The organism is Streptomyces sp. NPDC052301, assembly GCF_044593395.1.
Classification (GTDB): Bacteria; Actinomycetota; Actinomycetes; order Streptomycetales; family Streptomycetaceae; genus Streptomyces.
Genome location: NZ_JBIUBE010000001.1, coordinates 82,354 through 99,964 on the forward strand (window position 1 = coordinate 82,354; position 17,611 = coordinate 99,964).

Sequence of the window (17,611 nt, forward strand, 5' to 3'; positions counted from 1 at the left end):
GGGCCGCCTAGCCGGACTCCTCCTCGTCGTCCCGGTGGTCGTGGGTCGGCGTCCAGTGGTGATCGGTGAACCAGCGGCCGAACAGGGCACCGCCGTAGATGACGAACCCGACGCCGATGAGCCAGGACTCGACGACGAGCACGGTGCCCACCGCGCCGTAGCTGAGCGCGTTGGTGACGATCAGCGGGGTGAAGACGAGGTGGGAGAAGGCCCGCAGGCCGGCCAGGCCGAGGACGGTGGCGAGCGCGCCCGGCAGCAGCGAGCGCCAGTGGACCTGGCCGCCCAGCAGGAACCGCTGCCCCCACCAGAAGAACGCCACGCCGCTCAGGGTGGACAGCGTGATCCGCTGGCCCCCGTGCAGTGCGTTCTTCGTCGCCACCTCCTGGTAGAGGTACGCGGTGAGCGCCACCAGCCAGGTCGCCTGCCGCCAGACCCGGTGCCAGGGGCCTGAGGCCAGGCCCCAGATGCGTTCGTAGGCGTTCTGCACGCTGCCGCCGAAGGACACGCCGAACACGGCGAGCAGGACGCCGCTCCAGACGCTGGTGGTGCCGATGACCTTGCGCGGCGGACTGATGACGTCGGTGATCACACGGGCGGAGCGGCCGGAGAGCCCCATGCCGTCCGTGAGCCACGAGGCGAAACCGCCCCGCACCAGGGGATCGGCCGCGGCGACCACGATGAGCAGCGGCGCCAGCGTGACGAGGGCCAGCGTGGCGAAACCCATGGCCCGGTGCATCAGCTCCAGTTCCCGCCCGTGGGCGAACAGGGCACCGACCCTGAGCCACTCCCATGCGCGGTGCAGGCCGCGCCGCCACCGCTTCACGGCTCCTCCCGTGCTCGCCGCCCACACTCCTCTGTGCCGATTCATCCACCCCGGTGCGGACCGGGCAACTCACGACACGGCCGATGGGTGCCCGGTTTGCGTGCCGTGGCACCGGAGAATAGGAACCCGTGCGTACTCCTGCCGAGGTTCCCCGGCCCGAACAGGCTCCGCCGAGCGGCCGCCGCCGCACGCTGATCGTGAGCGCGAGCATGGGGGCCGGCCATGACACGGTCGCCGGCGAACTCGCGCGGCGCGCCGGGGCGCAGGGGTACGAGCCGCACGTGGTCGACGTCCTGCAGCTGCTGCCGTACGGCCTGGGCACCGGACTGCGCCGCTCCTACCAGGCCTCCGTCCGGCACGCCCCCTGGGTGTACGCGGGCGTCTACGGCGCGTTCCTGCGCGGCGGCACCGGTCCCCGCCCCAGCGGGGTGCCGCTGGCCCGGTTGGCCGCCGGCCGGCTGACCGGCCTCGTGGACCGCCTGGACATCGACGCCGTCGTGTCCGTCTTCCATCTGTCCGCGCAGCTCACCGGCCATCTCCGGGCCTGCGGACGGCTCCGGGTGCCGAGCACGGTGTTCCTGCTGGACTTCGCCGTGCACCGGCAGTGGCTGCATCCCGGCAACGACCGGTACCTGTGCCTCACGGACACGGCCGCGTCCCAGGTGCGCCGGGTCCTGGGCACACCGGCCGTGACGACCGGCCCGGCGGTCGCACCGGAGTTCCTCGCGCCGGCCCCGGCCGCGGCCGGGTGGCGGGAGCTCTTCCGCGGGCACGCGCCGGGGCGGCCCGCGGTGCTGCTCTCGGCGGGCGCGTGGGGTGCGGCGTCCCGTCCGGAGGACACCGCCCGGCTGCTGGCGGGCGCCGGCTACCTGCCGGTGGTGCTGTGCGGCCGCAACGCACGGCTGCGGGCCCGGGTGTCCCGGGTGCCCGAGGCGCTCGCCCTGGACTGGGTGGACGACATGCCCGGGCTGCTGGCCGCCTCGTACGCCCTGCTGGACAACGCGGCGGGCCAGACCGCCGTACAGGCCCTGGCCACCGGCCTGCCGGTGGTGGGTTACCGGCCCCTTCCCGGTCACGGGGTGGAGGGGGTACGGCAGATGGCCGACCACGGGCTCTCGGAGTACGCCGGGACCGGCCCGCGACTGCTCCGCGCGCTCGGCCGGCTCTCGGAGGCGGGAGGAGTGCGCGCGGAGCGGGCGGCGCGGGGGCGGGCGCTCTTCCGGGGGGACGTGGTGGGCCAGGTGGCCGGGTTGTGAGGCGGGGACCCGTCGCGGACGCCGCCCCGCCGACGCCGTCGTCAACCGGCCGGCGCCGGGTCCCGCCCACCTGACGGGGCGGAGGCACGGGGGTGTCCGTGCTCGCGCAGGGGGCCCACCGTCAGGCCCGACTCGCGGCAGCCGGTCACGAGGGCGGGGAGGGCGCCGAGGGCCGAGCGCCAGCAGCCGGGGGCCGCGTACCGGTCCGAGTCGTGCAGCAGGACGGTGCCGCCGCCGCGCAGGTCCGCCGCGACCCGGGCCCGCACGGACGCCGGGGTGGCGTCGGGGGTCCAGTCCCTGCCCCAGGCGGACCACAGCACGGTCCGCAGCCCGGCCCGGCGGGCGGCCAGCCAGCGTCCGGAGGTGAGGATCCCGTACGGGGGCCGGTACCAGTGCGGGCGGTGTCCGCAGAGGTCGTGCAGCGCGCGCACGGTGCGGGCGACCTCCTCGGCGTCCCGGCCGGGGGCGGGGCGCCAGGGGCGGTCGTGCGTCCAGCCGTGCACCGCGAGTTCGTGACCGCGCCGGACCGTCTCCCGCAGCAGCGCGGGATGCCGGACCGCGTTCTCACCGAGCACGAAGAAGGTCGCCCGCACCTCCAGCCGGTCCAGGGCGTCGAGGAAGAGGGGTGTCGCGGCCGGGTCGGGGCCGTCGTCGAAGGTGAGCGCGACGTGCTGCCGGCCGCCGGTTCCGGCGAGGCCGGGGAAGAGCGTCTGCCGTACGCCCGGCAGCCAGGTGGCCGCCGGGCCGATGTGGGCCGCCGTGACGGCGGCGGGCAGCAGCAGGGCCGCTCGCCGCCACGCGCGGCCGGGGAGGAGGGACATCGGTGTGCTGTCTCCTTGCCTGGTGTGCCGGGGTCAGTTTCCGCGGGGCTCGGCTACGGGTTCCCCGCCGCGGCTCGGTGGGCGGCCCTGCCCGGAGGTGTCCCACTGCTGCCCGACGGCCGACGCGTGGGCCAGGCCCAGGCTGCCCGCCCCGATCAGCACGATGCCCAGCACCTCGGGGATCACTCGCAGCCCGAGGTGGATCACCTCGTCGAACAGGACCCAGCCGAGGATCACACTGGTGACGGCGTCGCCGAGGGTGAGCGCGGGCTGGGAGGCGGTCAGCGACCCGGCGGCCAGCGCGCTCTGCAGCAGCAGGAAGGCGACGAGCCCGGCGACCCCCGTGGCGTACGGCGACCAGTGCGCGAGCATCGCGCCCGGACCGTGTCCGAGCCGCCCCACGGCCTCCTTGAGCAGCGCGGCGGTCGTCGCGAAGGACACCGCGGAGGCGAGGCCGAGCAGCGCGGCCCGGGCCATGCCCCGGGTCGGGCGCGCGACCGCCACGAGCAGCACGACGACCCCGAGCACCGCGGCGCCGCCCAAGAGCCAGGCGCGGGGCGAGGCGGTGGGCAGGCCGGCGGACGGCGCCGCGGCCAGCAGGAAGAGGGCCAGCCCGGCGGCCAGGGCGAGGAAGGCCAGCCAGGTCCGGCGGTCCGGCCGGCGCCGGAACACGAGGCCGCCGACGACCAGGGTGAACAGCAGTTCGGAGGCGAGCAGGGGCTGCACCAGGGACAGGCTGCCGGTGGCCAGGGCCCCGGCCTGCAACAGCCCCGAGAGTGCCAGCAGTCCGGTGCCCGCCAGCCAGTGGGGGCGCCGCAGCAGCTGGGCGAGCCGACGCACGGCGGGCCCGGCTCCCCCGCGCTTCTCCGGCTCCTGCACGGCGGCCCGGCGCTGCAGCACCGAGGCGGAGGCGTTGGAGAGCGCGGCGAGCAGGGCGAGCACCACCGAGACGGCGAGCATGACCGTTCACCCGAAGTGGGCGGCGAGCCGCCGGTAGAGCCCGGGCGCGGCGCCGCGCACCCGGGCGGGCAGCCGCAGCCAGCCGGGGACGTAGACCTCGTCCCTGTCGTGCCGGACGGCGCTCCACACCGCGTCGGCGACCCGCTCCGGGGCCACGGGCCGCGGCCACGACCGTGTGTAGGGGGCGCCGCGCCGGTCGAAGAAGGGGGTGTCGACCGCGCCGGGGATCACATGGCTGACGCCCACCCCGGTGCGGCGCAGTTCGTAGCGCAGGGCGTCGGCGAAGGCGGCCAGGGCGGCCTTCGCCGCGGAGTACACGGCCTCGCCCCGCACGCCGATCCCGGCGACGGAGCCGATGAGCACGATCCGGCCCGACCCGGCCGCGACCATGTGGGGCAGCAGGGCACGCACCAGGTGCACGGTGGCCAGCAGATCGACGCCGAAGACCTCGTCGATCCGGGCGCGCGGCATCCCGGTGAAATCCCCGGACCAGCCCACGCCGGCGCCCGCCACCAACAGGTCCAGCCGGCCCAGGTGGTCCAGGGCGAGATCGGTCACCCGGCGGTCGGCGCCGGGCCGGGTCAGGTCCGCGGGCACCGCCAGCGCGGAGGCCTCGGCGGCCACCTGCTCCAGACGGGTGACGTCCCGCCCGTTCACGACCAGGCGCCAGCCCCCCTCGGCGGCCAGCCGGCGGGCCACGGCCGCGCCGATCCCCGAGGAGGCGCCCGTCACCAGCGCCGTACCGCCGGGCCCCGGCCGGCCCGCGAGCCGGGCCCTCGCGTCCGCTCCCGGGACGGGGCCCGTCACCGGCAGCGCACGGCTGGACGATCCTGCAGGGGAAGGAGCATGGGACATGTCGACCGACCTCACTGCGACGGCGTACGCGGACTGCGACATCGGGGCCGAACCCTCGCGGTGTATCCAGGGCGCCACATGCCGAAACACCGCGCACGGCGGAGCCCCGGGTCGGCCCCCGCCGCCACTCGAACGAGTGGGCCGCGCGGGGCCCGGAGGGTGACCATGGTCCGAGCGAACCACGGCCATGTGCCCCGGGCCACGGCGGGAGAACCGTACGACCGGCACCGGCGGGCTGATCGCGGGGCGGGCCCGGCCGGCCCGACCGCCGCCCTGGACCGGCGCGGGCGGGGGTCGGCTGCCGGCTGGTCGACCGGTTGCCTGGCCCGGCTGCCGTACGCCGAGGCCGTCGGCAGCCGGCCATGGACGTTCGAGCCGGGGGACCGGATGGGCGTGGCCCGCGCGGCCCTGGACGCCGCGCCGCCGACGCGCGGCCGGCCGCCGGCCGACCTCACGTGAACGGCTCCGAACAGGGGCGGGCCAAGCTGACGCTGCCCGCGGAGAGTGCCCTGCGGTTCCGCGTGTCTGCCGCGGACCGGGGCGCCCGGTCAGTCCAGGCCCGGCACGGGGGCGCCCGAGGGCACGCCGGCGCCGACGTAGCCGTCGTAGAACTCCTTCCAGGCCGCGCCGGCCCCGGCGTGCGGGCCGTCGGAGGCCTCGTCCCGCGCCGCCGCGTCCAGGGCGGCCAGGCACACCTCCCAGCCGGCACCGTTGCGGGCGGCGGTGTCCGCCGCGCCGAGGACGTCGGTCAGCGTGAACCGGGTGCGCCGCTCGCCCAGGGGTTCCAGGTCGAAGTGGAGTTCGTCGCCGCCCCACGCGAAGGACAGGTGCCGGGGCGGGTCGACGGCGAGCACCCGGCCGGTGGACTCGGGCATGTTCGGGTCGCCGCTGAAGCGGATGGTGCCACCGGGGCGCAGCTCCATCTCGGCACGGGAGGGGAACCACCGGGAGAGTTCGCCGGGATCGGTGACGAACCGCCAGACGCGCTCCACGGGGTGGTCGTAGGTGCGGCTGAAGCGGACGGCGGGGCGGCCGTCGTCCAGCGTGAGGTAGGTGCCGGTGAGGTCGACGGACATGGTGCTCCGGTCCTTTCGACGGTGGGGGTCAGGTGTCGTCTCGACGGTGGGGGTCAGATGTCGTCCGACGTCTCGTCGAGGCGGCGGCCCAGGGCGTCCAGGCTGCGGTTCCACAGCCTGCGGTAGGGCTCCAGCCAGGCGTCGAGGGCGGCGATCGGTGCCGGGTCGAGGGCGTAGACGCGCCGTTGGGCGTCCTGCCGGACCCGGACCAGGCCCGCCTCCCGGAGCACCTTCAGGTGTTTGGAGGTGCTCGGCTGGCTCAGCCCGGAGGCTTCGACGATCTCCCCCACGGGGCGGGGGCGTTCCAGGAGGAGCGCCACGATGGCCCGTCGGTGCGGATCGGCGAGTGCGGCCCAGAGGGCGGCGTCGGACATGCATTGAATATGCCGCAGCAGTTATATGCCAGTCAAGGAATGTGAGCCACACCCCTCCCCACCCTCCAGCGAAACGTTGCCGTTTCGCGAATAGTGGGTCTATCGTCGATGCGTACGAAACGGTTTCGTTTAGGCGGGCCGTGCTCCGCGTACCTCCGCACCCGAACGGCTTCCCCCGGACGACTTCCCTGGAGTGGTTCTTCATGTCCCAGAAGACCCTGGCCGACGGCTCCCCCGCCGGAGCCGTCGCGATCGAACACGGCGAGGCGGTGGCTTCGCCCCGGCGGTGGTGGATCCTCGGGGTCGTCGCCGTCGCGCAGCTGATGGTCGTGCTCGACGCCACGATCGTGAACATCGCCCTGCCGTCCGCCCAGACCGACCTCGGCTTCTCCGACGGCAACCGGCAGTGGATCGTCACCGCGTACGCGCTGGCCTTCGCCTCGCTGCTGCTGCTCGGCGGCCGGATCGCCGACCTGTTCGGCCGCAAGCCCGCCTTCCTCGTCGGCGTCGTCGGCTTCGCCGCGGCGTCCGCGCTCGGCGGCGCCGCGAACGGCTTCACCATGCTGGTGGTCGCCCGCGCCCTGCAGGGTGCCTTCGGCGCGCTCCTGGCGCCCGCCGCGCTGTCCCTGCTCAACACCACGTTCACCGACGCCCGGGAACGGGCGCGTGCGTTCAGCGTGTACGGCGCCATCGCCGGCGCCGGCGGCGCGGTGGGCCTGCTGCTCGGCGGTGTGCTGACCGACGCGCTCGACTGGCGCTGGACCCTGTACGTGAACGTGGCCATCGCCGTCGTCGCCTTCGCGGGCGGCTGGATCCTGCTGGGCAACCACCGCGACGCGGCGAACGCCAGGCTCGACGTGCCGGGCACGGTCCTGGTCGCCACCGGACTGTTCTCCCTGGTGTACGGCTTCTCCAACGCCGAGACCCACCACTGGGGGTCCCCGCTGACCTGGGGCTTCCTGATCGCGGGCGGCCTGCTGCTGGTGGCCTTCGCCTGGTGGCAGACCCGGGCCGCGCACCCGCTGCTGCCGCTGCGCATCCTGCTCGACCGCGACCGCGCCGCCTCCTACCTCGCGGTGCTGATCACCGGCGCGGGCATGTTCGGCGTCTTCCTCTTCCTCACCTACTACCTGCAGCTCGACCTCGGCTTCAGCCCCACGAAGACCGGTGTGGCGTTCCTGCCGATGGTCGGCGCGCTGATGGTGACCGCGCAGCTCGGCACCACGGTGCTGCTGCCCCGGATCGGCCCGAAGGCGGTCATCCCGCTGGGCTTCGCCGTCGCCACGGCCGGTATGGCCTGGCTGACCGGCATCGGCATCGGCTCGCACTACCTGAGCGCGGTGCTGCCGCAGCTGATCGTGATCGGTGTGGGCCTCGGCCTGGTCATGCCGCCGGCCATGCAGCTGGCCACCGGCGGAGTCGCGGCCGAGGACGCGGGCGTGGCGTCCGCGACCGTCAACGCGATGCAGCAGGTGGGCGGCTCGGTCGGTACGGCCCTGCTGAACACCCTCGCCGCGAGCGCCGCCACGGACTACGTGGCCGGCCGGGACGCCACCAGCAAGCTGGTCCGGGCACAGGCGACGATCGAGAGCTACACGACCGCCTTCTGGTGGTCCGCGGGCTTCTTCGCCGCGGGCGCGGTGATCGCCTTCGCGCTCCACCGTCGCGGGGTGCCGCGGCAGGACGCGGGCGCCGCTCCGGTCGTCCACATGTGACAGCCACCGGACGCACCCATCCGAGGGGCCGCCGTCAGCAGGGAGACGGCGGCCCCTCGCCGTGCCCCCGTACGCCCCGACCGGGGCGCTTGGGACGGCGACGGCGGGTAACCCGCAGGGGCGAGGACGAAGGAAGGAGATCACCATGCCGGGAGGCAACGACCACGAGGACCGGCCTGAGACGGCCCTGGAGGAAGTGCTCCGGGAGGTCGAGCGGGCCGAGAAGCGCGACGAGGACCGCACCGGCGGGGGCGAGGCCGGCGACGCCATCACGCCGAACGCCGGTGCGCAGGAGCAGGCGGAGGGCGATGGACACGACTGACCGGACGAGGCCGGCGGGACAGCCGTCACCGGTGCCTGCGCGCGGGGCGGGTACCCGAGCCCCATGAACCACCATCTGCGAGGACCTCAGCTGCCCCCGCCCCGCGGACCGCTGTCCGCCGCGGTCACCGCGTACCTGCGCGGCACCGGTCCGCTCCCCCGCCCCGAGGACGCCGAGAACGCGGACCCCTACGGCGACGATCTGCACCTCGCACTGTATCTGTGCTACGAGCTGCACTACCGGGGCTTCGCCGGTGTCGGACCGCGGTTCGAGTGGGACCCGGGGCTGCTGGCCGTGCGCGCCGCGCTGGAGCAGCGCTTCCTGTCCGCGCTGCGCGCCGACACGCCGGTGCACGCGAGCCTGGACGACGCGCTCGGCGCCCTCCTCGTCGAACCGGTCGAGGGCACCGGCGTCACCCATTTCCTGCGCGACTCGGGCGAGTTGTGGCAGCTGCGGGAGTACGCGGCCCAGCGCTCCCTGTACCACCTGAAGGAGGCCGACCCGCACGCCTGGGTGCTGCCCCGGCTGTGGGGGCGGGCCAAGGCGGCGATGGCGGCGGTGGAGTACGACGAGTTCGGCGGCGGCCGGGCCGAGCGGGTGCACGCGCGGCTGTTCGCCGACCTGATGACGGACCTGGGCCTGGACACCGGCTACGGCCACTACCTGGACGCGGCCCCGGCGGAGATGCTGGCGGTCGTCAACCTGATGTCCCTGTTCGGCCTGCACCGCGAGCTGCGCGGCGCGCTGGTGGGCCACTTCGCCGAAGTGGAGATCACCTCCTCACCCGGCTCCCGCCGGCTGGCCGAGGCGATGCGCCGCACCGGCGCCGGACCGGCCGCGGAGTTCTTCTACGACGAGCACGTCGAGGCGGACGCGGTGCACGAACAGGTCGTCCGCCATGACGTGATCGGCGGCCTGCTCGACGAAGAACCGGAGCTCGCGGCGGACATCACCTTCGGGATCGACGCCACCGAGTACCTGGAGGACCGGCTGGCCCGGCGGCTGCTCGCACACTGGCACGCGGGACGGTCGTCCCTGCGCACCCCGCTCGAGCGGGAACCCGTGCAGCAGCAACCCCTTGAGCAGGAAATACCCCATACATCCTGAATGTCGGGGTACCCGCGCGAGGTGATCGCTGTGACATTTCCGGGCGTGTACGCCCCCCAGGACGACACGGAGTTGCTCGCCGAGGCCCTCCGCGAGGAAGCGCCGCGCCCGGGTGCCCGGGTGCTGGACGTCGGCACGGGATCCGGCGCGCTGGCCCTGGCCGCCGCCCGGCAGGGTGCCGAGGTGACCGCGGTGGACGTGTCCCGGCTGGCGGTGTGGACGGCCCGGCTGAACGCCTGGCTGACCCGGTTGCCGGTCCGGACACGGCGCGGCAACCTGTTCGGGCCGGTCCGCGGCCGGACGTACGACGTCATCCTCGCGAACCCGCCGTACGTGCCGGCGCCCGAGACCGGGAGCGGGCCGCGCGGCCGGGCCCGGGCCTGGGACGCGGGACACGACGGGCGTCTGCTGCTGGACCGGATCTGCCGGGACGCGCCGCCCTTGCTGTGCCCGGGAGGCGTCCTGCTGATCGTGCACTCCGCGCTCAGCGACCCCGACCGCACGCTGGAACTGCTGCGTGCGGCGGGCCTGAAGGCCGCGGTGGTGCGGCGGCGCTGGATCCCCTTCGGTCCGGTGCTGCGCTCCCGCGCGAACTGGCTGCGCCTGCGCGGTCTGCTCGCGCCCTCCGCCGACAGGGAAGAGCTGGTGGTCATCCGTGCCGAACGACCGTGCTGACCGGGCCCGCCGGATCACGATGGCGCGGCAGGGGCCGCTGCTGGTGGAGGGGCCGGTCGAGATCGAACTCGAGGACGGGACGACGGTCTCCTCGGACCGGTTCCGTGTCGCTCTGTGTACCTGCCGGCGCAGTCGTCGCTACCCCTGGTGCGACACGAGTCACCGGCACAAGGCCAAGGACACCGGTTGAAACCGGTGGTTTTTCGCCGCTCCCCGGAAGGCCCCCCACGGGCCTGCCCGGGGAGCGGCTGTGTGCCCGGAGACCGGCGGGCGGCCCCACTCCGCCCGTCGGCTCCGGTGCGAGATCGCAGGTTCCCCGTCCCAGAGGCCGCACTCCCCAGTTGCGAACCTGATCCGGAGTACACGGGGCTCATGCGATCCCGGTCTAGAACGCGAAGAGGCTGCCGCCGACGGCATCCCTCATGCACGTGTTCCCGAAGGTGCGCTCGTAGGAGACGCGCTTGCCCTGCCAGACACCCTCGACGGTGACGACGACGGGGTCGTAGAGCTTGGTGCACCACACGTCCCCGGAGGCCTTCAGGGCGTTGAGGTCGCCGCCGACCCCCCGCAGTTCGGCGCAGGCGTCGGCCGCGGCCGGGTGGGTGCCCGAGGAGGTGGGGGCGCAGGTCAGGGTGACGGCGCGCTCCGGGGTGGCCGTGGCCGCGTCGCTGCCGTGGCCGGTGGTGAGCACCAGTGCCGAGGGCGCGTAGAGCGACGACGGTGCGGCGCCCGGTGCAGCGACGGCGGCCCCGGTCAGGGGTCCGCAGACGGCGGCGGCCGTCAGGCCGAGGGCCGCTGCCCAGCGCGCGGTGTAACGCATTGTGTGCATCCTTCCGCTCGATCAGGTCGGGTGCCGCCCGGGGTCCGGTCGGACACCGGAGCGGCGAGCGCCACTCTGCCGAGTCCTCGGTCGAAACTCACATCGAACCCACGGGTTTCAGTAACCTTTCGTGTTGAATCAGTGGCGTGAAGTCACGGAAATCGAACGCCGTGACCGCGGAACCATGGGGGTCCGGCCCCTCTGACGCCGCCGGATGGCTGAAAATCAGCTCTTCGTTAATCGTCCTGAAACATTCCGGCTCTGCCCGCTTCAAGCCCCGTCATGACTCCCCGTGTTCATGAAGTGATCACCGAGGGCCGTCCTGCCGCCGGGCCGAGGGGGTGGAATCGCATCGAACCACAACGGGCTTGTACGCCAAGGGCGTTGACACAGCCGTGGGCTAGATTGACCGCCATGACTCACTTCGTACTGGTGGCGGGCGCGTGGCTGGGAGCCTGGGCGTGGGACGAGGTGACGCCCGATCTGCGCGCCGCCGGACACGACGTGCACGCCCTGACGCTGTCCGGGCTCGCCGAGAAACGGCACCTGCCGGTGGGGCAGCGGACACACGTCGAGGACATCGTGCGCGAGGTCGACCGGCTGGGCCTCCGGGACGTCGTGCTGGTCGGGCACAGCTACTCCGGGGTGCCCGTCGGGCAGGCGGCCGAGCGGATCGGCGACCGGCTGCGCCGGGTGGTGTTCGTCGACTCCAACGTTCCGGCGGACGGCGTGTCGTTCCTCGACGGCTTCCCCAGCGACCACATCCGCGAGGCCCTCGCCGCACACGGCGACGTGTGGCCGCTTCTGCCCCCGGCCGCCTACGCGAACCAGGACCTCACGGACGAGCAGATCGGCCGACTGCTCACCGAGGGCACCCCGCACCCGGCCGCCACGCTGACCGAACCGGCCGTCCTCGAGCGGCCGTTGGGCGAGCTGCCCGCGACCTACGTCAAGTGCGTGCTGGACGGCCGCGACCCGTTGCCCGCCGTCACCGAGGCGCTGCGGGGCGGGCACTGGGAGCTGGTGGAACTGCGCACCGGCCACTGGCCGATGTTCTCCACGCCCGGAGAACTGGCCCGCATCCTGAACGAGGCGGCCACCCGTGGCTGAGCGTCCCGGCGCCGGCGGCGGGCAGCCCGCCACCGGCGCTGTCCCACGCTCCCCGCCGCCTCACGTGTCCTTGCCGAGCAGTTCCGCCGGCCTCGCGGACGGACCGTCCGGGCCGGTGATCGACAGGGAACCGGGGCTCGCCGACGGCGTGTCGGTCACCCAGCGCTGTGCGGCGGAGTGGTCCCGGACCGTGACGACGAGGTCGGCGCCGGACTTGTCGCCGGCGCCGGCGAGGGCGAGGGTCGGGTCCCAGCGGGGCAGCAACTCGCCCCGCACGGTGAGGTCGTAGCGCACGTCGTCGCCCCGCGCGCCACCGGCGTCCGCGCAGGTGCCGAGGATCACCACCCCGGCGTCGGCGTGCGAGTCCAGGCACAGGCCCGAGTCGGCCGCGGTGCGCAGCAGCCCGTCGGCGTCGTACGTCCACTGCTGCGTCGGCGCCGAGGAACACGCGGCGAGGACCGCGCTCGCCCCGGCCTTCGGCTCGCCCGCGATATCCAGGCACAGATCGGACGCGGCGTTGCGCAGCCGGGCCGGCCGGCCGGCGGTGGGCAGTCTCGCGGTGCCGGGCGTGCCCGCCGAGGCGGGCGGCGACGGGGTGGTGGTGCCGGGGACGGTGGAGGCGACCGGGCCGGTGCCGTCGCCCCCGTCCGGCCACACGCTGAGCGTCACGACGGTCGCGAGCAGCACCGCCGAGGCCACGCCGACTCCGGTGAGCAGGGTCCGCGAGGACCACGCGGGGAACGGGGCCCGGGGCTGTGGGAGCCGGGCGAGCGGCCCGGGCGCGCCGCCGTGGCGCCGGCCCGGCGGCACGGCGCCCTGCGGCGGGGGTCCCCCGTCGGCGCGCCGCCGGGGACCGGACAGGCCGGCACGGGCGAGCAGTCCCGGCCTGTCGCCGCCGCGCCGGCGTCCGCCGGAGCGCCGGGAGCCGCCCCGGTTACGCGCGGGGCCCGGGCGGCGGCCGGGGCGCGAGTCGAGATAGCGGCGGGCGCCCCAGCCGAGCACGGCTTCGGCGAGCAGCACGCCCAGGGCGGCCTCGGCCTGGCCCAGTTGCTCGGCCGCGTGCCGGCAGTGGGCGCAGCCGGCCAGGTGTTCCTGGACGTCGGGCAGCAGGGCGCCGCCCCGGCGGATGGGGACGTCGAGCAGGCGGTTGTGGTAGCGGCAGTCCTGGCCGGGCGCGAGTTCCCGATGGGCGCGCACCAGGCCTTCCCGGAATTTCTCCCGCGCCTGTTCGAGTGCGGCGCTCGCGCTTTCGGCATCGATTCCGATCAGTCCGGCGGGGACGTTCACCGGTTCCGCCTCGACCTCGGTGTGCCACAGCAGCGCCTGTTCCGGCCGCGGCAGGGCGTGGAAGGAGTGGTCGGACAGGGCGCGGTTCTCCGGTACGAGCGTTTTCGCGGCGCGCATTCCGCGGCCCCCGGCTGGTTTTCCGAGTCCGGGCAGTACGGCGGTGATCCGGTCGGTGGCCGCCCAGTTCACGACCGTGTCCCGGACGGCCAGCAGCAGGCGGGGCCGCAGCGCGTCGGCGGGCTCGCCGAGCGCCAGCCTGGCGAGGACCTGGTGGAAGGCGGTGGCGGTGACCATGTGGGCGAGCGGCCCCGGCGCGGCCAGGCAGATGACCGCGTAGTCCTGTACGGGTTGCCAGTGCCGGGCCATCAGGAGGGCGGCGGACCGGGAGCCCTCCGCGTCGGAACCTGCGCGCAGCGGGCCGGCGAGGGACTCGTCCGACTCCGCCGGGCCGGTGCCCGGTGGTGGATAGGGGGGACGTGGGGGGTGGGGGGTGGGCACGGAGTGAAATCCTTTGGTGCGTGACGCGTCGGCGCGTTTCTGCGGGGCGCGCGCGGCGCGGAATGCACCGCCGCCCGGCCGGTCGCGTTCCTCAACCACCGATGGAATCCCGGCTTTTACCCCCGCACGGTCATTGCAACCCTTGCACAACTTCCACACGCGCAACAAGGCGCCCGTAGGACATCGGCAGTTTGAAAGAAAGTCAGAATTACGGCGCGGCCTCTGGTCCGGACCGAGTCTTCCGGTTTTTCACGCGCCCCGTGTGAACCGTGCGCACGCACCGCCCGGCCGCGCACGCTCCCGGCCCGCGCGGCCCGGTGGTGGACTGGGAACCGGCCCTCTCGAAAGGCCCCGCGCAGAACGGCGGCTCTCCTGCGCGCGACCGGCCGCCGGCCCCGTTCCTCCCGCCCTCGGCCGGCGGCCCCGGCGGCTTCCCCCGCCCGCTGAGGACGGGTCGGGCCCGGTCGGTCAGATCTGCCAGGAGCGGAGCCGGTCGGCGGCGCCGTACACGTCGGTCTTGCCGGAGATCAGGTCGCGGGCGAGGTCGACCAGCGCGCCGTAGGGCGGGTCGATGCCGACGCCGCTGACGAACATGTAGGCCACGGCGGTCGCACAGGCGAAACGGGCGTTGGCCGCGGGCAGCGGCTTGAGCAGGGCGAGGGTGTGCAGCAGGGCCGCGGCGCGCCAGGCCGGGTCGGAGTCGACGCCGAGCCGGGGCGGGTCGACGCGGTGCCGGGCGACGGCGGCGACCAGGGCGGAGAAGTCGTCGACCGCGGGCTGGTCGGGCATGACCTCCTCGTGGCGCTGCAGCAGCCAGGGGACGTCGATGTGAAGGACGGAGGGCATCGCTCAGGCGGCCTCGCCCCTGGCGGGGGGCTCGTCGTCGGGAAAGGCGGCCGCGAACTCCTCGGCGTGGGCGGAGAAGAAGCGCCGGAAGGCCTCGGCGCCCTCCTGCAACGCGCGGTGCCGGGCTATGTCCGCGGCGGCGGCCTCCCGCACGAGGGCCTTCATGGACGTCCCCCGCTCCTTGGCGATCTGCCGCAGGTCCTCGAGTTCCCGATCGCTGAACTCCACGTTGAGAGCTGGCATGTCCCTCACGGTACCGCGCGGGTACTCACCCGTAAATACCCCCAGGTCAGAGTGCACATCGAGCGGTACCTTCGGCCTCCGAGGCGCCATGTCCGATTCCCGCCGGTCCCCCGGCGGGCGACTCGGCAGACTCGACAGGGAAAGGCAGCGCCCCGAGGAGAACCGATGAGCACGCGCACCGTCCACACCGTCCACCCCAGCCCACTGGGCGACCTGCTGCTGACCGCCGCCGTCTCCCCCGCCAGCCCCATGCTCACCTCGCTGTCCCTGCCTGGGCAGTCCGGCGCGCCGGCCGTCCGGGCCGAGGACCTCGACGACCGGCCCTTCATCGAGGCGCACCGGCAGCTGGACGCGTACTTCGCGGGCCGCCGGACCCGCTTCGACCTGCCGCTCGCCGCCACCGGCAGCCCCTTCCAGCAGGCGGTGTGGCAGGCCCTCGACTCCGTCCCGTACGGCACCACGGCCACCTACGGCGCGCTGGCCGCCCGCCTGGGCGTGCCGCGCGCCGAACTGCGCGCGGTCGGCCGGGCCCTCGGCGCCAATCCGCTGCTCGTCTTACGCCCCTGTCACCGGGTGATCGGCGCCGACGGCTCGATGCGCGGGTACGCGGGTGGCGTCGAGCGCAAGCGGTGGCTGCTCACGCACGAGGGCGCGCTGCAGCCGACCCTGGTGTGACGGGAGGAGGAGTCATGGAGCCGACCACGGCCGAGGCCCGCCGGAGGGTGGCCGACACGGACTGGGCCGCGCTCGCGGCCGAGCTGGACGAGCACGGCAGCGCCCCCACCGGCCCGCTGCTCTCCCCCGTCGAGTGCGCCGCCCTGGCCGCCCTGTACGACGAGCCGGAGCTGTTCCGGACCACCGTCGACCTGGCCCGTCACCGGTTCGGTTCCGGCGAGTACCGCTACTTCACCCACGACCTGCCCGCCCCGGTGGCCGCGCTGCGCGCCGCGCTCTATCCGCGGCTGCTGCCGGTCGCCCGGGACTGGGCGGCCCGTCTGGACCGTCCGGCCCCCTGGCCCGACGCGCTCGACGAGTGGCTGGAGCGCTGCCACGCGGCAGGCCAGGACCGGTCGGCGCAGATCCTGCTCAGCTACGGGCCGGGCGACTGGAACGCCCTGCACCGGGACGTGTTCGGTGAGCTGGTCTTCCCGCTCCAGGTGGTGATCGCCCTGGACGAGTACGGCACCGACTACACCGGCGGCGAGTTCCTCATGGTCGAGCAGCGTCCCCGCGCGCAGTCCCGGGGGACGGCGACGGCCCTGCGGCAGGGGCACGGCCTGGTGTTCACGACCCGGGACCATCCCGTGCGCACGCGCCGTGGCTGGTCGGCCGGGGCGATGCGGCACGGGGTGAGCACCGTGCGGTCCGGTCGGCGGCGGACCCTGGGGCTGGTGTTCCACGACGCCGCCTGACCGGACCGTGCGTCGGTGCCGCCGACGAGGGTGCCGTCGCGGGTCCGGGGGCGAATCCAGTCCACCAGGACGTGGTCCCCGGACCCGATCGCGCCGTCCCGTCCCGGCGACCGCCCCGTCCGTACGCGGCTCCCGGCCGATCCCTCGCACGTCGAGCCGGCTGATGCGCACCGCCCCCTTCGCCGTGCCCGGGGAGGCGATCGTGAGCGTCAGCCGTATCCGCGAGCCGCGGACCGCGTCGAAGGTGATGACCGTCGGGCTGTCGGACGCGGTGGCCCACTCGGTCCTCGCGCCGGTCACCGGCGCGTACGCCCGGCCGTCCCACACCGCCACCTCGGCCTCGGCCGGCAGCGCGTGCGTGGTGTCGGCGTGAAGGAGACCGTCAGCCGGTCGACGGTCCGGGTGCGCCCAAAGTCCACCGATACCCCGTCCTGCGCGCGGGCGCCGGCGAAGGCGGGCAGCAGGGAGGTGGCCGACTTGCTGAAGGCGTTGGACCAGCCGGTGGCGGGGTCGCCGTCCAGCATGGCGGCGGGCAGGGTGTCCGGGCGGCCGGAGCAACTGGCGTCGGCATGCGGGTGGTCGACGGGCGCCGGACGGTCGGGGCCGAAGTCCGTGGGCACGGTGCGCACGGTGTCCCGGGCCTGGGTGGCCCGCAGGCGCACCGTCCCCGTCCGCAGGCCGGCCACGCGCGCCGTGACCTCCACGGTGCCCGGCGCGTGCCGGAGCGGACGACGGCGAGGGCCTTGCCGTGGAAGGCGGTACGGGTGCTCGCCCGGTAGCGCTCGGCGCTCTCCTCGCGGCCGTTGTCGACGCCGGCCAGGGAGCCGCCGGCCACGTCGAAGGCGATCAGGTGCTCGGCGCCGGGCACCACCACGCCATGTGCGTCGACGATGTCCGCGGTGACGAAGGCCGGCGCGCGGCCGTCGGCGGCGAGGGAGGTGCGGTCGGCGGTCAGGCGTACGGCGTGCGGGGCACCGGCGGTGCGCAGCACGTCGGTGGCGACCGTCCTCCCGTCCTTGCGGGCCACGGCCTTCAGCTCGCCCGGCCGGTAGGGCACGTGCCAGGTCAGGTGCAGCGTGCCCGCGCTGCCGTCGGGGCTGGTGCAACTGCCGGGGTGGGAACCGGTCCAGGAGGCGAGGTTGTTGTCGTAGGAGGAGACCTCCCGCCGGCCCGGCGTGCGGTTCTCGCCGGTGTTGAGTCACAACTGATCGCGAGCAAACAGATTCTGACGTCCTGCCACATGCGGTCGTCAAGGGTGCAGAACCGGGCGCTCGCCGACGTGCACCGGTCCGCCGGTTTTCTCCCCTGGTCATGTTCCAAGCGGCTTCGTATCGGCTTCCGACCGGCTTCTGATCATGTTCGACCTACCGGGCGGCCTGCCGGACGTCGGCGTTCGCAGGAGGGGGTGAAG

Annotated in this window: 20 protein-coding genes and 1 pseudogene; 10 read left to right on the forward strand and 11 right to left on the reverse strand. The window is 74.6% G+C overall.

What is annotated here, in order from left to right; all coding sequences use genetic code 11:
• Positions 1–7 precede the first annotated feature (7 nt).
• Complete coding sequence (locus ACIHEJ_RS00360) at positions 8–868, reverse strand: ribonuclease BN (protein WP_400130894.1); 861 nt, start codon at positions 866–868, stop codon at positions 8–10.
• An 83-nt stretch (positions 869–951) separates the two neighbouring features.
• On the opposite strand from ACIHEJ_RS00360, the gene ACIHEJ_RS00365 reads away from it, so the two are divergent.
• Entirely contained in the window at positions 952–2,079 is a 1,128-nt protein-coding gene (locus ACIHEJ_RS00365) for a galactosyldiacylglycerol synthase (RefSeq protein WP_400130896.1), read from the forward strand.
• Between the two features lie 41 nt (positions 2,080–2,120).
• Here the strand turns inward: ACIHEJ_RS00365 and ACIHEJ_RS00370 are convergent, their stop codons facing one another.
• From ACIHEJ_RS00370 to ACIHEJ_RS00380, 3 genes are read right to left on the reverse strand one after another with little or no spacing between them, the layout of a single operon-like run.
• Positions 2,121–2,900 (reverse strand): polysaccharide deacetylase family protein, encoded by a 780-nt coding sequence (locus tag ACIHEJ_RS00370; protein ID WP_400130898.1) that lies wholly within the window; start codon positions 2,898–2,900, stop codon positions 2,121–2,123.
• Positions 2,901–2,933: 33 nt separating this feature from the next.
• Complete coding sequence (locus ACIHEJ_RS00375) at positions 2,934–3,860, reverse strand: DMT family transporter (protein WP_400130900.1); 927 nt, start codon at positions 3,858–3,860, stop codon at positions 2,934–2,936.
• 6 nt (positions 3,861–3,866) lie between these two features.
• Positions 3,867–4,715 carry an SDR family NAD(P)-dependent oxidoreductase gene (locus ACIHEJ_RS00380; RefSeq protein WP_400130902.1) on the reverse strand — a complete coding sequence of 283 codons (849 nt, stop codon included), beginning with the start codon at positions 4,713–4,715 and terminating at the stop codon, positions 3,867–3,869.
• A gap of 165 nt (positions 4,716–4,880) precedes the next feature.
• Here ACIHEJ_RS00380 and ACIHEJ_RS00385 point away from each other — a divergent pair, with 165 nt between their 5' ends.
• The gene (locus tag ACIHEJ_RS00385) at positions 4,881–5,174 is read left to right on the forward strand and encodes a hypothetical protein (protein WP_400130904.1); all 294 of its coding nucleotides are present in this window, start codon (positions 4,881–4,883) and stop codon (positions 5,172–5,174) included.
• Between the two features lie 89 nt (positions 5,175–5,263).
• Here ACIHEJ_RS00385 and ACIHEJ_RS00390 read toward each other — a convergent pair whose 3' ends face one another.
• Together ACIHEJ_RS00390 and ACIHEJ_RS00395 are read right to left on the reverse strand one after the other, a co-directional pair.
• Positions 5,264–5,791: an SRPBCC family protein gene (locus ACIHEJ_RS00390; RefSeq protein WP_400130906.1), complete on the reverse strand. Its 528-nt coding sequence runs from the start codon at positions 5,789–5,791 to the stop codon at positions 5,264–5,266.
• Between the two features lie 53 nt (positions 5,792–5,844).
• Positions 5,845–6,165, reverse strand: coding sequence for an ArsR/SmtB family transcription factor (locus tag ACIHEJ_RS00395; RefSeq protein WP_400130908.1), 321 nt, complete (start codon positions 6,163–6,165; stop codon positions 5,845–5,847).
• Positions 6,166–6,368: 203 nt separating this feature from the next.
• Here ACIHEJ_RS00395 and ACIHEJ_RS00400 point away from each other — a divergent pair, with 203 nt between their 5' ends.
• The 5 genes from ACIHEJ_RS00400 to ACIHEJ_RS00420 all read left to right on the forward strand — a co-directional run bounded on the left by ACIHEJ_RS00400 (position 6,369) and on the right by ACIHEJ_RS00420 (position 10,174).
• Positions 6,369–7,880, forward strand: coding sequence for an MFS transporter (locus tag ACIHEJ_RS00400; RefSeq protein ID WP_400130910.1), 1,512 nt, complete (start codon positions 6,369–6,371; stop codon positions 7,878–7,880).
• A gap of 145 nt (positions 7,881–8,025) precedes the next feature.
• Positions 8,026–8,202 carry a hypothetical protein gene (locus ACIHEJ_RS00405; protein WP_400130913.1) on the forward strand — a complete coding sequence of 59 codons (177 nt, stop codon included), beginning with the start codon at positions 8,026–8,028 and terminating at the stop codon, positions 8,200–8,202.
• A gap of 63 nt (positions 8,203–8,265) precedes the next feature.
• Entirely contained in the window at positions 8,266–9,309 is a 1,044-nt protein-coding gene (locus ACIHEJ_RS00410) for an iron-containing redox enzyme family protein (protein ID WP_400130915.1), read from the forward strand.
• Positions 9,310–9,984 (forward strand): HemK2/MTQ2 family protein methyltransferase, encoded by a 675-nt coding sequence (locus tag ACIHEJ_RS00415; protein WP_400130917.1) that lies wholly within the window; start codon positions 9,310–9,312, stop codon positions 9,982–9,984.
• On the forward strand, positions 9,965–10,174 hold the full coding sequence (locus ACIHEJ_RS00420; protein WP_400130919.1) for a CDGSH iron-sulfur domain-containing protein: 210 nt from the start codon (positions 9,965–9,967) through the stop codon (positions 10,172–10,174). The genes ACIHEJ_RS00415 and ACIHEJ_RS00420 overlap by 20 nt, the downstream gene beginning before the upstream one ends.
• A 195-nt stretch (positions 10,175–10,369) precedes the next feature.
• Here the strand turns inward: ACIHEJ_RS00420 and ACIHEJ_RS00425 are convergent, their stop codons facing one another.
• Positions 10,370–10,804 carry a protease inhibitor gene (locus tag ACIHEJ_RS00425; protein WP_400130921.1) on the reverse strand — a complete coding sequence of 145 codons (435 nt, stop codon included), beginning with the start codon at positions 10,802–10,804 and terminating at the stop codon, positions 10,370–10,372.
• Positions 10,805–11,218: 414 nt separating this feature from the next.
• On the opposite strand from ACIHEJ_RS00425, the gene ACIHEJ_RS00430 reads away from it, so the two are divergent.
• Complete coding sequence (locus ACIHEJ_RS00430; RefSeq protein ID WP_400130923.1) at positions 11,219–11,914, forward strand: alpha/beta fold hydrolase; 696 nt, start codon at positions 11,219–11,221, stop codon at positions 11,912–11,914.
• 60 nt (positions 11,915–11,974) lie between these two features.
• On the opposite strand, the gene ACIHEJ_RS00435 is transcribed toward ACIHEJ_RS00430, so the two are convergent.
• The 3 genes from ACIHEJ_RS00435 to ACIHEJ_RS00445 form a co-directional block, all read right to left on the reverse strand.
• Entirely contained in the window at positions 11,975–13,699 is a 1,725-nt protein-coding gene (locus tag ACIHEJ_RS00435; protein WP_400130926.1) for a ricin-type beta-trefoil lectin domain protein, read from the reverse strand.
• 468 nt (positions 13,700–14,167) lie between these two features.
• Complete coding sequence (locus ACIHEJ_RS00440; protein ID WP_400130928.1) at positions 14,168–14,545, reverse strand: toxin Doc; 378 nt, start codon at positions 14,543–14,545, stop codon at positions 14,168–14,170.
• Positions 14,546–14,548: 3 nt separating this feature from the next.
• On the reverse strand, positions 14,549–14,788 hold the full coding sequence (locus ACIHEJ_RS00445; RefSeq protein ID WP_366011577.1) for a hypothetical protein: 240 nt from the start codon (positions 14,786–14,788) through the stop codon (positions 14,549–14,551).
• 165 nt (positions 14,789–14,953) lie between these two features.
• Between ACIHEJ_RS00445 and ACIHEJ_RS00450 the strand changes: the two genes are divergently transcribed.
• Entirely contained in the window at positions 14,954–15,463 is a 510-nt protein-coding gene (locus ACIHEJ_RS00450; protein ID WP_400130930.1) for a methylated-DNA--[protein]-cysteine S-methyltransferase, read from the forward strand.
• Between the two features lie 14 nt (positions 15,464–15,477).
• Positions 15,478–16,200: a 2OG-Fe(II) oxygenase gene (locus ACIHEJ_RS00455; protein WP_400130932.1), complete on the forward strand. Its 723-nt coding sequence runs from the start codon at positions 15,478–15,480 to the stop codon at positions 16,198–16,200.
• 147 nt (positions 16,201–16,347) lie between these two features.
• On the opposite strand, the pseudogene ACIHEJ_RS00460 reads toward ACIHEJ_RS00455, so the two are convergent.
• Positions 16,348–17,323 (reverse strand): annotated as a pseudogene (locus tag ACIHEJ_RS00460) (DUF4982 domain-containing protein); the annotation flags it as partial.
• Positions 17,324–17,611: the final 288 nt, after the last annotated feature.

Bases quoted from the DNA above. Each gene is read 5' to 3' on its own strand.
- ACIHEJ_RS00380 (WP_400130902.1), bottom strand. From the start codon at position 4,715: ATGTCCCATGCTCCTTCCCCTGCAGGATCGTCCAGCCGTGCGCTGCCG.
- ACIHEJ_RS00410 (WP_400130915.1), top strand. From the start codon at position 8,266: ATGAACCACCATCTGCGAGGACCTCAGCTGCCCCCGCCCCGCGGACCG.
- ACIHEJ_RS00375 (WP_400130900.1), bottom strand. From the start codon at position 3,860: ATGCTCGCCGTCTCGGTGGTGCTCGCCCTGCTCGCCGCGCTCTCCAAC.
- ACIHEJ_RS00455 (WP_400130932.1), top strand. From the start codon at position 15,478: ATGGAGCCGACCACGGCCGAGGCCCGCCGGAGGGTGGCCGACACGGAC.
- ACIHEJ_RS00415 (WP_400130917.1), top strand. From the start codon at position 9,310: ATGTCGGGGTACCCGCGCGAGGTGATCGCTGTGACATTTCCGGGCGTG.
- ACIHEJ_RS00430 (WP_400130923.1), top strand. From the start codon at position 11,219: ATGACTCACTTCGTACTGGTGGCGGGCGCGTGGCTGGGAGCCTGGGCG.
- ACIHEJ_RS00390 (WP_400130906.1), bottom strand. From the start codon at position 5,791: ATGTCCGTCGACCTCACCGGCACCTACCTCACGCTGGACGACGGCCGC.
- ACIHEJ_RS00370 (WP_400130898.1), bottom strand. From the start codon at position 2,900: ATGTCCCTCCTCCCCGGCCGCGCGTGGCGGCGAGCGGCCCTGCTGCTG.
- ACIHEJ_RS00400 (WP_400130910.1), top strand. From the start codon at position 6,369: ATGTCCCAGAAGACCCTGGCCGACGGCTCCCCCGCCGGAGCCGTCGCG.
- ACIHEJ_RS00440 (WP_400130928.1), bottom strand. From the start codon at position 14,545: ATGCCCTCCGTCCTTCACATCGACGTCCCCTGGCTGCTGCAGCGCCAC.
- ACIHEJ_RS00395 (WP_400130908.1), bottom strand. From the start codon at position 6,165: ATGTCCGACGCCGCCCTCTGGGCCGCACTCGCCGATCCGCACCGACGG.
- ACIHEJ_RS00445 (WP_366011577.1), bottom strand. From the start codon at position 14,788: ATGCCAGCTCTCAACGTGGAGTTCAGCGATCGGGAACTCGAGGACCTG.
- ACIHEJ_RS00405 (WP_400130913.1), top strand. From the start codon at position 8,026: ATGCCGGGAGGCAACGACCACGAGGACCGGCCTGAGACGGCCCTGGAG.
- ACIHEJ_RS00425 (WP_400130921.1), bottom strand. From the start codon at position 10,804: ATGCGTTACACCGCGCGCTGGGCAGCGGCCCTCGGCCTGACGGCCGCC.
- ACIHEJ_RS00360 (WP_400130894.1), bottom strand. From the start codon at position 868: ATGAATCGGCACAGAGGAGTGTGGGCGGCGAGCACGGGAGGAGCCGTG.
- ACIHEJ_RS00450 (WP_400130930.1), top strand. From the start codon at position 14,954: ATGAGCACGCGCACCGTCCACACCGTCCACCCCAGCCCACTGGGCGAC.
- ACIHEJ_RS00385 (WP_400130904.1), top strand. From the start codon at position 4,881: ATGGTCCGAGCGAACCACGGCCATGTGCCCCGGGCCACGGCGGGAGAA.